General features: G+C 39.1%; 13 protein-coding genes. 2 read left to right on the top strand and 11 right to left on the bottom strand.

Annotation, left to right across the window (positions count from 1 at the left end; genetic code table 11):
• Positions 1-12 precede the first annotated feature (12 nt).
• The 11 genes from sufB to AB3I72_RS02490 form a co-directional block, all read right to left on the bottom strand.
• On the bottom strand, positions 13-1407 hold the full coding sequence (gene sufB / locus AB3I72_RS02540; protein ID WP_002356769.1) for a Fe-S cluster assembly protein SufB: 1395 nt from the start codon (positions 1405-1407) through the stop codon (positions 13-15).
• Positions 1408-1425: 18 nt separating this feature from the next.
• Positions 1426-1893, bottom strand: a complete 468-nt coding sequence (gene sufU, locus AB3I72_RS02535) for a Fe-S cluster assembly sulfur transfer protein SufU (protein WP_002356768.1) — start codon at positions 1891-1893, stop codon at positions 1426-1428.
• Positions 1880-3115 (bottom strand): cysteine desulfurase, encoded by a 1236-nt coding sequence (locus AB3I72_RS02530; protein WP_104806356.1) that lies wholly within the window; start codon positions 3113-3115, stop codon positions 1880-1882. The genes sufU and AB3I72_RS02530 overlap by 14 nt, the downstream gene beginning before the upstream one ends.
• Positions 3112-4398: a Fe-S cluster assembly protein SufD gene (gene sufD, locus AB3I72_RS02525; protein WP_368023517.1), complete on the bottom strand. Its 1287-nt coding sequence runs from the start codon at positions 4396-4398 to the stop codon at positions 3112-3114. The genes AB3I72_RS02530 and sufD overlap by 4 nt, the downstream gene beginning before the upstream one ends.
• A 14-nt stretch (positions 4399-4412) precedes the next feature.
• A complete protein-coding gene (gene sufC / locus AB3I72_RS02520; protein WP_002356763.1) occupies positions 4413-5183 on the bottom strand; it encodes a Fe-S cluster assembly ATPase SufC in 771 nt (256 codons plus the stop codon).
• Between the two features lie 369 nt (positions 5184-5552).
• Positions 5553-6110: a ribosome recycling factor gene (gene frr, locus AB3I72_RS02515; protein WP_002356762.1), complete on the bottom strand. Its 558-nt coding sequence runs from the start codon at positions 6108-6110 to the stop codon at positions 5553-5555.
• Positions 6111-6113: 3 nt separating this feature from the next.
• Positions 6114-6836, bottom strand: coding sequence for a UMP kinase (pyrH, locus tag AB3I72_RS02510; protein ID WP_002356761.1), 723 nt, complete (start codon positions 6834-6836; stop codon positions 6114-6116).
• A gap of 260 nt (positions 6837-7096) precedes the next feature.
• Complete coding sequence (gene tsf / locus AB3I72_RS02505; RefSeq protein WP_002356760.1) at positions 7097-7978, bottom strand: translation elongation factor Ts; 882 nt, start codon at positions 7976-7978, stop codon at positions 7097-7099.
• 105 nt (positions 7979-8083) lie between these two features.
• Complete coding sequence (gene rpsB / locus AB3I72_RS02500; protein ID WP_002356759.1) at positions 8084-8869, bottom strand: 30S ribosomal protein S2; 786 nt, start codon at positions 8867-8869, stop codon at positions 8084-8086.
• Between the two features lie 183 nt (positions 8870-9052).
• On the bottom strand, positions 9053-9490 hold the full coding sequence (locus AB3I72_RS02495; protein WP_104806355.1) for a GNAT family N-acetyltransferase: 438 nt from the start codon (positions 9488-9490) through the stop codon (positions 9053-9055).
• Positions 9491-9509: 19 nt separating this feature from the next.
• Positions 9510-10286: an RNA methyltransferase gene (locus AB3I72_RS02490; protein WP_002356757.1), complete on the bottom strand. Its 777-nt coding sequence runs from the start codon at positions 10284-10286 to the stop codon at positions 9510-9512.
• Between the two features lie 106 nt (positions 10287-10392).
• On the opposite strand from AB3I72_RS02490, the gene AB3I72_RS02485 reads away from it, so the two are divergent.
• Together AB3I72_RS02485 and yidC are read left to right on the top strand one after the other, a co-directional pair.
• Positions 10393-10668, top strand: a complete 276-nt coding sequence (locus AB3I72_RS02485) for an acylphosphatase (RefSeq protein WP_010706543.1) — start codon at positions 10393-10395, stop codon at positions 10666-10668.
• A 166-nt stretch (positions 10669-10834) separates the two neighbouring features.
• A complete protein-coding gene (yidC, locus tag AB3I72_RS02480) occupies positions 10835-11767 on the top strand; it encodes a membrane protein insertase YidC (protein WP_002382768.1) in 933 nt (310 codons plus the stop codon).
• Positions 11768-11783: the final 16 nt, after the last annotated feature.

Genomic DNA, 11783 nt, shown 5'->3' with positions numbered 1-11783 from the left:
TAGAGTGAAAAACTAGCCGACAGACCCTTCCATCTCATAACTAATCAATCGATTCAACTCAACCGCATATTCCATCGGTAATTCTTTCGTAAATGGTTCAACAAAGCCCATAACAATCATTTCTGTCGCTTCGGCTTCAGATAAGCCGCGACTCATTAAATAATATAATTGTTCTTCAGAAATTTTTGAAACTTTGGCTTCGTGTTCTAAGGACACTTGGCTGTTATGGATTTCGTTAAACGGAATCGTATCTGATTTTGATTTTTCGTCCATGATAATCGTGTCGCATTCGATGTGGGAAATCGAGCCTGCGCTGTCTTTTCCAAAAGTCACTTGGCCACGGTAGTTAACTTCGCCGCCGTCTTTAGCAATTGATTTTGAAACAATTGAGCTAGAGGTATTCGGCGCATTGTGAATCATTTTGGCCCCAGTATCTTGGATTTGGTTAGCACCAGCAAAGGCAATCGATAACATCGTGCCACGGGCGCCTTTGCCATCTAAGTAAACGCTTGGATATTTCATGGTTGTTTTAGCTCCTAGGTTACCATCAATCCATTCGACAGTGGCACCTTCGTAAGCTTTAGCACGTTTGGTTACTAAGTTGTAGACGTTATCTGACCAGTTTTGAATAGTGGTATAACGACAATAAGCATCTTTTCTTGTAAAAATTTCTACGATGGCCGCATGCAAGCTGTTACTTGAATACGTGGGTGCCGTACAACCTTCAACATAGTGAACGCTAGCCCCTTCATCGACAATAATCAAGGTCCGTTCAAATTGGCCGGTATTTTCAGCGTTGATTCGGAAATATGTTTGTAATGGTACATCAACTCGAACGCCTTTTGGTACATAAATAAAGGTTCCACCTGACCAAACAGCTGAGTTTAAAGCGGCCAGTTTATTATCTGTTGGTGGCACAAGTTTTGAAAAATACTCTTTGAATAAGTCAGGATATTCTTTTAAAGCAGAGTCAGTATCTGTAAAAATGATGCCTAATTTTTCAAATTCTTCTTTCATGTTGTGGTAAACAACTTCTGATTCATATTGAGCCGAAGCCCCAGCTAGATAAGCACGCTCAGCTTCGGGAATCCCAATTTTTTCAAAGGTTTCTTTGATTTTATCAGGTACATCATCCCAATCGCGTGCGGGTTTGTCACTCGGTTTTTGGTAATATTTAATTTTACTAAAGTCAATATCTGACAGGTCTGGACCCCATTCTTGCATGGGCATTTTATTGAATTGTTCTAACGATTTTAAACGGAAGTCAAGCATCCATTCTGGTTCGCCTTTCACGCGAGAAATTTCACGAACGACGTCTTCGGTTAGGCCGTCTCCGGTACTAAAGACTGGTTCCACATCGTCGTGAAAGCCAAATTTATATTCTTCTAATTCAGGTACTGTACTCAATTCGTCGTCACCCTTTCTTTATTTTTCACAATGTAAATGACCGGCTTCGCCTTGGCCGTTATTAGCAACAGCCTGTTCTAAGGCTTTCCAAGCTAGGGTTGCACATTTGATCCGAGCTGGAAATTTAGCTACGCCGCTTAACATTGCCGCATCACCTAATTTTTCATCTTCGGCCACTTCATTTCCTTGAACAAGTTGAGAGAAATCCTCTGCTAAGGCCGTTGCTTCGGCGATTGTTTTTCCTAAGACCGCATCAGTCATCATACTAGCACTTGCTGTACTGATGGAACAGCCACTTCCTTGGAAGGCGATATCTTTAATCACACCGTCTTCAATGGCCACATCCAGTTCAATCACATCTCCGCAAGTAGGATTATTCAGTTCAATTGTTTGGCTAGACGCATCTAGCGTTCCGTGGTGATGTGGGTGGCTAGAATGGTCCAAAATGACTTGGCGATATAAGTTATCTAATTTAGAAAGTGCCATGCTGGAAAAACTCCTTTGTCGCTTTAATCGCTTCAACTAAGCGATCTGCGTCTTCTTTGGTATTGTATAAATAAAAACTTGCCCGTGCAGTTGCTGGCACGCTCAGATAGTTTAATAGCGGTTGCGCGCAATGGTGACCCGCTCTGACAGCGACCCCTTCCATATCTAACGCCGTAGCCACATCATGTGGATGTAAACCTTCAATATTAAAAGCAATCACACCTGTGTGGTCTTTTGGATTCTGTGGACCATAAATCGTCAAGCCCTCGATAGCTTGCAACTTCGGCAAAACATAGTGAACAAGGGCTGCTTCATGTTGATGAATGGCCTCTAAACCAATTTCTGTTAAATAATCAATGGCGGAACCTAAGGCAATTGCCCCGGCAATATTAGGTGTGCCAGCTTCAAATTTCCAAGGAAGCTCTTTCCAAGTACTTTCTTGAAGATGAACAAAGTCAATCATTTCGCCACCAAATTCCACAGGTTCCATTTGTTCCAATAAATGACGTTTGCCATAAAGGACACCAATTCCAGTTGGTCCACACATTTTGTGACCACTAAATGCATAAAAATCAGCATCGATGGCTTGAACGTCCACAGGCATATGAGGAACTGCTTGCGCGCCGTCTACCACCATCACAGCGCCATTTTGATGGGCTAATTGTGTTAATTCTACGATCGGATTAATGACTCCTAACACATTTGAAACATGAGCAATCGAAACAATTTTCGTTTTTTCTGTAATTTGTTGACGTGCACTTGCCATGTCTAAAAAGCCGTCTTCAGTGACGTCTATATACTTCAAAATGGCTCCTGTACGTTGGGCTAATTGTTGCCAGGGAATAATGTTTGAATGATGTTCCATGTAAGATATGACGATTTCATCCCCGGCTGTAACTGCCAAGTCACCATAACTTTTGGCAATCCAATTCAAACTGGTTGTTGTTCCTCGTGTAAATAAAACTTCCGCTGTTTCTTTAGCATGTATAAATTGGCGAACCTTTTCGCGGGAGGCTTCATAGTCCTTCGTTGCTCGTTCGGCTAACGTGTGCACCCCACGATGAACATTGGCATTATCGGTTTCATAATAATGTCGTAAAACATCTAACACCGCCGTTGGTTTTTGGGTTGTCGCAGCATTGTCTAAATAAACTAGCGGTTCATCATTAACTTCTTGAAATAAAATAGGAAACGATTGACGAATGGTTGCTGCATCCATCATGCGTTTAACTTCCCTTCAATTACTTCTACAAATTCATTTTGTACTTCTTTAACTGGAATTGCTGTAATGACAGAACCTAGGAAGCCACGAATCACCAAACGTTCCGCTTCTTCTTTACGCAAGCCGCGGCTCATTAAATAATACATTTCTTCTGGATCTACTCGACCAACGCTGGCTGCGTGTCCGGCAGTCACTTCATTTTCATCAATTAAAAGAATTGGATTGGCATCACCACGAGCTTTATCAGACAGCATTAAAACACGACTTTCTTGCTGTGCGTCGGCTCCTTTTGCTCCTTTTAAAATGTGGCCAATTCCATTAAACGTTAAAGTACCACGTTCACGAATGACTCCATGTTGTAAAATATGACCAATCGAATGTGGCGCTTTGTTTGTCACTCGTGTGTCGATGCCTTGTGTTTGTTTACCTGCACTAATTGCAACGACTTTAACTTCTGAATGAGCGCCTTCGCCAACTAAATCAGAATCAAAATCAGCAACAACATCGCCATCATTCATGACGCCTAGAGCCCAATCAACAGAGGCATCCCGCATAATATAGCCACGACGATTCATATAAGTCGTTACAGTTTGCCCTAATTGATCTACAGCTGAGTATTTAACTTTTGCGCCATCTTTCGCAATCACTTCCACAACAATATTTCCCGAAGCTTTCTCTGCATGATGACCGGTTGATTGAAAGCGTTCTAAATAACTGAATTCACTATGATTATCTGCAACGATTAAAACATGTTTAAAGAAAGGTTGGTTGCTATCTGAATCCTGAATAAACAAAGATTCAATGGGCTCTTCAATCACTACGTTTTTAGGAACGTATAAGAAAACGCCACTATTCATGAAAGCTGCATGAGCTGCTGTCAGCTTATCTTCTTCTGGTAATACAGCTTTAGTCATATAGTATTCTTTAACTAATTCTGGGTGCTCTTGTAAAGCAGTAAAAATGTCTGTAAAAATTACCCCTTGTTCCGCTAATGAGGCTGGCAATTGCTCAAAAGCATGAAAAGATCCTTGTTGAACAATTAAAGGATTGTCTTTCATTTGATCAAAACTTGCGACATTTCCTTCAGAAGGAACATAACTTTCCATGTAAACATTTAATAAAGGCCAACGATGAAATTTCACACGATCAATATGTGGTAACTCACTTTCGTCAGCGTTTTTTAAAGCCGTTGTTCGCAATTCAGTCATCCAAGCTGGTTCTTCATGTTCTAGTGAAAAAGCGGTGACTTCGTCAAGATAATCCATTAGATTTACTTTTTTCATTTATCTTGTCCTCCTTACGCTTCTTCTTTGTAATCAATACCTAATTCTTGGCTGATACCAGCATAGCCTTCTGTTTCTAAACGTTTTGCCAAATCAGCCCCACCGGTTTTCACAACGCGGCCTTCCATCATGATATGAACAACATCTGGCGTGATATAGTTCAATAAGCGTTGGTAATGGGTAATAATTAACGCACCAAAGTTCTCACCTCGCATTTCATTAACCCCTTTAGAAACTACTTTTAACGCATCGATATCTAAGCCTGAATCAATTTCATCTAAAATGGCAAACGTAGGCTCTAACATCAATAATTGTAAAATTTCATTTCGTTTTTTCTCGCCGCCAGAAAACCCTTCGTTTAAGTAACGCTCAGCCATTTCTTCAGGCATATTTAATAATTCCATTTTGCTATCTAATTTTTTTAAGAACTGCATGACTGACATTTTGTTGTCTTCGTCACGTTTTGCATTGATTGCTGCACGCATGAATTCAGCATTGGTAATCCCTGGAATTTCACTTGGGTATTGCATTGCTAAGAATAAGCCTAGGCGAGCGCGTTCGTCTACTTCTAAATCTAAAACGTTGACGCCGTCAAATAGAATTTCTCCTTCTGTGACTTCATAGTTAGGATTTCCCATAATTGCTGCTGATAAAGTAGATTTACCAGTTCCATTAGGCCCCATAATTGCATGGATTTCTCCAGTATTAATTGTTAAATCGACTCCTTTTAGAATCTTTTTATCTTCAATTGATACGTGTAAATTTTTGATTTCTAACACAGACATGTACAATTCCCTCCAACTTGTTTTAATCGTTTTTCCGTTCTCACTCATTTTAGCCTAATTGAGAATGAATCGCAAATTACAATTGCTAAAAATAACAACTCTTATCATCAAATTTTAGGATTCAATTTGTGAAGGAAAATTTTAAAAGGCTGATATTTCAAAGTTTCTCTATATTTTTAAGTGATCCTCCCTACACAAAGAAAAAAATTCTGGTAGAATAAAAAAATTTATTAAAGAAAGCGTTTTCTTAAATAATTACTTTAGAATGACTTTCGCAAAGAGAGCGTTGAGATACGCCTTCCTCATCTATACAAAAAAATCCAGAGCATTTGCTTCTCTGGATTCAATAATTTTTATTAGTGATTGGTTTTATACTTCTAAAAGTTCTTGTTCTTTTTCAGCAGTAATCGCATCGATATTTTTGATGCTATCGTCTGTTAATTTTTGAACATCTTTTTCAAATGAACGTAATTCATCTTCAGTGATGTCGCCATTTTTTTGAGCTTTTTTCAACTCATCCATTGCATCACGACGAACGTTACGGACAGCAACTTTTGAGTTTTCCGCTTCTTTTTTCACGTCTTTGGCTAATTCTTTCCGACGTTCTTCCGTTAATTGTGGAATCACTAAACGGATGACATTTCCATCATTGGTTGGACTAATGCCGATATCACTCATTTGAATAGCTTTTTCAATGTCAGCGATAGAATTTTTGTCAAACGGTGTAATCATTAATACACGTGCTTCTGGGATATTGATACTTGCTAATTGGTTAACTGGTGTTGGTGCACCATAATATTCTACTTGAATACGATCTAATAGACTTGCGTTCGCACGACCAGCACGAATTTGACCTAATTCACGGCGTAAGCTCTCTTCCGCTTTTGTCATTTTTTCTTTGGCTGTTGCTAAAACTTCTTTAGACATTCTTTATTTCCCCCTTACAGTTGTTCCGATATTTTCACCAAGGATGGCACGACGGATATTTCCTGCTTCATTTAGGTTAAAGACAACTAAAGGAATATCGTTATCCATACTTAATGAGCTTGCTGTTGAATCCATTACTTGCAGCCCTTTAGAAATAACATCTAAATGTGTTAGTTCTTCAAATTTTGTCGCTGTTTCATCCACACGTGGATCTGCAGAATAAACACCATCAACATTGTTCTTCGCCATTAAGATGACGTCCGCATCCACTTCTGCAGCTCGTAAAGCAGCCGTTGTATCTGTCGAGAAGTAAGGATTTCCTGTTCCTCCGGCAAAAATAACAACGCGGCCTTTTTCTAAATGACGTTCTGCACGACGACGAATGTATGGTTCTGCAATTTGACGCATTTCAATTGATGTTTGAACACGTGTAGGCACACCAAGATTTTCTAATGTATCTTGCAATGCTAAGGCATTCATCACAGTAGCTAACATGCCCATATAATCTGCTTGTGCACGTTCCATGCCCATTTGAGCACCAATTTGTCCACGCCAGATGTTTCCGCCGCCAACCACGATGGCCATTTCGATACCTAATTCATGGACCTCTTTAATTTCTTGGACGATTTCTTTAATGACTGGTGGTTTAATGCCAAAACCGTCTTCTCCGGCTAGCGCTTCTCCACTTAACTTTAATACGACACGTTGATACTTAGGTTTAACCATCATAATTCCCTCCAAGATTCTCTAAAAATCATTCAATTCCTCATTTAGATGACTTTTCACCAAAATGATTTTTTAGACCAAGCAGTGCGATCCACTGGTTTTGCCTAAAAAAAGGGAGCGCATATCAAAGTTATGCGTTCCCAAATGGCTGAAAGACTGCCTTGAATCAAGCAGTAATCAATTTATGCAGCTTCCTTTGGGGAGCGCTGTCTGTTTAGATACTTATGATTCACGGCTTTTCAACCGAGCGTTTGATGCTCTTAGTTTTTCATTTGGCTCATTACTTCATCCGCAAAGTTATCTTCACGTTTTTCGATACCTTCGCCAACTTCAAAACGTACGAATGATTTCACTTCGCCGCCTTTAGAAGCAACAAATTTTTCGACAGTCATATCTGGATCTTTAACAAATGGTTGGTCAACCAAAGCGATTTCTGCTTTGAATTTTTGTAGACGACCAACAACCATTTTTTCAACGATATTTGCTGGTTTACCTTCGTTTAATGCTTGTTCAGTTAACACAGCTTTTTCGTGTTCTAATTCTTCTTGAGGAATTTGAGATTCGTTGACATAGCGAGGGTTGATTGCCGCGATGTGCATAGCAACATCTTTCGCTACTTCTTCGTCAGTTGTGCCATCGATAACTGTTAATACAGCAATACGGCCACCCATGTGTAAGTAAGCGCCAAATGCAGCATTGTCAGCTTTTTCGACAACTTCAAAACGACGGAAGCTGATTTTTTCACCGATAACAGTTGTTGCTTCGATTAAATCAGATTCGATTGTGCCTTTTTCAGTTTTAATAGCCATTGCTTCTTCCATCGTAGCTGGTTTGTTTTCAGCAACTTTAGTCGCAATATCTTTAACTAAATCTTGGAACATTTCGTTTTTAGAAACGAAGTCAGTTTCTGAGTTTACTTCAACGATTGCTGCAACGTTACCTACAGTTGCTACGTTTGCTAAACCTTCAGCCGCAATGCGGTCATTTTTCTTCGCTGCTTTAGCCATACCATTTTCACGTAAAAAGTCTACGGCTTTTTCCATGTCGCCTTCTACTTTTACTAATGCTTTTTTAGCGTCCATCATTCCAACGCCAGTCATATCGCGTAATTCTTTTACCATTTTAGCTGTAACGTCTGCCATTATTTGTGTCCTCCTCGGATATTATCAATTCTTTTTAAAAAAGCTATCTCAAAGGAGAATCAGGCTTTTTGTCGCCTAGCCTTTGAGACAGCTCCGTAATCATTATTATTCAGCTGATTCGTTGTTTCCTTCAACAACATCAACGATTTCTTCGATTGAAGTTGCTTCTGGTGTTTCTTCAACGAATAACTCTTCAGTTGCTTGGTCTTCCCCTTGGTTACCTTCGATGAAAGCATCAGCCATTTTAGCAGTGATTAATTTCACGGCGCGGATTGCATCATCATTTGAAGGGATTACAACATCGATCTCATCAGGATCACAGTTTGTATCAACCATTGCAACGATTGGAATGTTTAATTTGTGTGCTTCTTGAACAGCAATGCGTTCTTTACGTGGGTCAACGATGTACATTACATCTGGAATTCTTGGCATATCAGCGATACCACCTAAGAATTTTTCTAAACGTTCACGTTCTTTGTTTAAGCCAGCAACTTCTTTCTTAGGTAAAACTTCGAAAGTGCCGTCTTCTTCCATTGCATTGATTTTTTTCAAGCGAGCAATACGTTTTTGGATTGTATCCCAGTTAGTTAACGTACCACCTAACCAACGATGGTTTACATAGTATTGACCAGCGCGGATTGCTTCATCTTTGATTGCTTCTTGTGCTTGTTTTTTAGTTCCTACGAATAAAGCAACGCCGCCTTCTTCTGCAACGTTTTTCATGTAATCGTAAGCTGCATCTACTAATTTCACTGTTTTTTGTAAGTCAATGATGTAGATACCGTTTCTTTCTGTGAAGATATATTTCTTCATTTTTGGGTTCCAGCGACGAGTTTGGTGACCAAAGTGTACGCCGGCTTCTAGTAATTGTTTCATAGAAATTACTGCCATGTTGTGTTTCCTCCAGTTTGGTTTTTATTTTCCTCTTCTTTTCGTCAACTCCTTGAAGAACTACCGTAGTAGCACCACTTCGCAGATGGAAAAGAATGTGGATTTCGTGTGTGAAAATCACACCTTTAACAGTATAAGATATTTTCAGAAAAATAGCAAGCCTTAAAACAAGAAATGTCGCTCCTACTGCGCTTGCCAAACAAGATGACATTCTTCGTTTCCCGTTTCATCGATGGTTCGCTTTTGTTGGACAAAGCCTTGTTTTTGATAAAAGGCATAAGCTGCTTGATTTTCCCTGTAAACAGCCAAAGATAAGAGGTCCTGTTCTTCTTTTGCTACTTGCAGTAATTTCTGACCGATGCCCTTCCCTTGAAACGCTTTTTTTATAAAAATTCCTGCGATATAGTTATCCATTAAGCCTAAAAACCCAATTATCTGACCCTCTTCTTCCGCTAAGATCAGTGTTGCTTTTGGTAACGCAGCGCGGACAAATGCCTTATTTTCTTGCCAATAAGTTGGTGCGACAAATGGATGAGCTTCTAGATTCGTTTGCAGCCAAATAGTCATAATGGTTTCTAATTCTTTTTCTGTTAACTGGGTTGTCTTTTTGATAGTCAGCATTTTTTGACACTCGTTTCTGTTATTGATTATTTTCAAAATAAAACATTAACACGCCCGCTGCGATAGCGACATTCAATGATTCTGCTTGACCTTTCATTGGAATATAAAGATTTTTCGTGGTTTCTGCTAACAATTCTGGCGAAACCCCGCTACCTTCATTGCCTAAAATCAACGCATAATTTTCCACTGCCTCTTGTTCATAATAAGCAATCGCAGCTTCATTTAGTTCTGTACCGAAAACTGGTAGACCTTGCTTCTTGAATGCCTGAACCACTTCAGTCAACTCTCGTTGGAGAACTGGTAAATGATAGTGGCTTCCCTGCATTGAGCGCAACACTTTTGTATTGTAAATATCTGCTGTGCCTTTGCCTAAAATCACACCTGCTAAACCTGCTGCATCAGCTGTGCGAATCATCGTACCAACATTACCAGGGTCTTGGATATTATCTAAAAGTAACCAACCACCTTTAAAAGAAAGCGACTGCTCTTGTTGCGTTTCCAAGGTGACAATTGCCAAAATTCCTTGTGAAGTTGGCAGCTCCGACAAGCTATTTAAAACCTCATCACTTACAAAAATTAATTTTTCTGTTTCTTGTTCAGCTAACCAAGTTCCCCATTCTTGTTGACCTCTTTGGTTAAACAAAATCCACTGAACATCGGCGTTGGCCTTCACAGCTTCTTCAACTAAATGAAATCCTTCTATTATATATTGGTTCAGTTCTTCTCGGTACTTCTTTTTGTGTAATTTTTTCCATTCTTTTAATTGGTTATTTTTCGTTGATGTAATTTCTTTCATAAGTCACCTCGCCTTTGTATTATAGCATGCTTCTAGCTTGCTTGGATACTTGCTAGAACCAAGAAAAATCGCTATCATAAAGAAAAAAGCAAAGGAAGTGTCTCTCATGGAAAAACTAAGAATGAATGTACAAGGGCGTGTCCAAGGTGTTGGCTTCCGCTACATGACCAAAATGGTGGCAGATCAATTAGGTGTCACTGGTTCAGTGAGAAACGAAGACGACGGGTCCGTTTCAATCACAGCAATTGCACCTGAAGACATAATGGAAACATTTATCAAAAAAATCAAAGATTCCCCCAGTCCAGCGGGACGTGTAACGTATGTTGATATTCAAGAAGACCCTTTGTTAGAAGAAACGGAACAATTTAAAGTGATTCAATAAACTTACTTTCTAACGATTGATTTCTTTGGGAAGAAGCCTTGAACAGCAAGTAGTTCCTGCTTTTTATTGATTTTTGTAAGAGCTTCTTTTCGATTTTGATTGAAAAAGAGCGCTGTTTCAAGTATAGTTAACCATGTAAAAATTTTTTAGAAAAGGACCGAATTACATGCGTAAATTAAACCGATGGCTTTACGGCTCTGGCTTACTATTTTTAGTAATGTTTTTATCAGGCTGTGTGAAAACAGGAGCAGATGGACAACCAACTGGTGAAGGTTTTGTCTATAACTTCCTTGTTTTACCGATGAGTAATGCAATTACTTATCTTGTCGATAACTTTAATTGGAACTATGGTTGGGCGATTATTTTTATCACCATTATTGTACGGATCATTATTTTACCGTTAGGCTTACATCAATCGAAAAAAAGCTTTATCCAAACGGAAAAAATGCAAGCAATCAAACCTCAAGTGGATGTTGCACAAGCAAAAATGAAACAAGCAAGTACGCGTGAAGAACAAATGGCCGCACAAGCAGAACTACAAAGGATTTATAAAGAAAACAATGTGAGTATGGTTGGCGGAATTGGTTGTTTGCCTTTATTAATTCAAATGCCTATTTTCTCTTCTCTGTTCTTTGCTGCTCGTTATACAAAAGGTATTGCCACGGCAAGCTTCTTAGGAATGAATTTAGGGCAACCAAATATGATTTTAGTGGCATTAGCTGGTTTAGCCTATTTAGCTCAAGGTTATATTTCAATGATTGGTATTCCTGAAGAACAAAAGAAAACAATGAAATCAATGCTGATTGTTTCACCATTAATGATTGTTTTCATGTCCTTTAGCTCACCTGCAGGCGTAGCGCTTTACTGGGTAGTTGGTGGTATTTTCACATGTATTCAATCTGCCATCACAAATATCCTCTTACGTCCAAGAATTAAAAAACAAGTACAAGAAGAATTGAAAAATAACCCACCAAAACAAGTGGTTACTCCTATTAAGGATGTGACACCAAAAGAAACAAACAAAGTAACACAAAAAACGAACCAACCAAAAGCAAACGGCAATAAAGGTCGCAATGCTGGAAAACAAAAACGTAAATAAAAAAAGGATCGCCGTT

Source organism: Enterococcus sp. GC34, from assembly GCF_040886645.1.
Lineage (GTDB): Bacteria > Bacillota > Bacilli > Lactobacillales > Enterococcaceae > Enterococcus > Enterococcus faecalis.
The sequence above is the reverse complement of the archived record's forward strand: the minus strand, read 5'-3'. Positions and strand labels throughout refer to the sequence as shown.

Coding starts and splice junctions, on each gene's coding strand:
- frr (WP_002356762.1), bottom strand. CDS start 6,110: ATGTCTAAAGAAGTTTTAGCAACAGCCAAAGAAAAAATGACAAAAGCG.
- AB3I72_RS02495 (WP_104806355.1), bottom strand. CDS start 9,490: ATGCTGACTATCAAAAAGACAACCCAGTTAACAGAAAAAGAATTAGAA.
- yidC (WP_002382768.1), top strand. CDS start 10,835: ATGCGTAAATTAAACCGATGGCTTTACGGCTCTGGCTTACTATTTTTA.
- AB3I72_RS02485 (WP_010706543.1), top strand. CDS start 10,393: ATGGAAAAACTAAGAATGAATGTACAAGGGCGTGTCCAAGGTGTTGGC.
- tsf (WP_002356760.1), bottom strand. CDS start 7,978: ATGGCAGACGTTACAGCTAAAATGGTAAAAGAATTACGCGATATGACT.
- AB3I72_RS02530 (WP_104806356.1), bottom strand. CDS start 3,115: ATGATGGATGCAGCAACCATTCGTCAATCGTTTCCTATTTTATTTCAA.
- sufU (WP_002356768.1), bottom strand. CDS start 1,893: ATGGCACTTTCTAAATTAGATAACTTATATCGCCAAGTCATTTTGGAC.
- pyrH (WP_002356761.1), bottom strand. CDS start 6,836: ATGGTTAAACCTAAGTATCAACGTGTCGTATTAAAGTTAAGTGGAGAA.
- AB3I72_RS02490 (WP_002356757.1), bottom strand. CDS start 10,286: ATGAAAGAAATTACATCAACGAAAAATAACCAATTAAAAGAATGGAAA.
- rpsB (WP_002356759.1), bottom strand. CDS start 8,869: ATGGCAGTAATTTCTATGAAACAATTACTAGAAGCCGGCGTACACTTT.
- sufC (WP_002356763.1), bottom strand. CDS start 5,183: ATGTCTGTGTTAGAAATCAAAAATTTACACGTATCAATTGAAGATAAA.
- sufD (WP_368023517.1), bottom strand. CDS start 4,398: ATGAAAAAAGTAAATCTAATGGATTATCTTGACGAAGTCACCGCTTTT.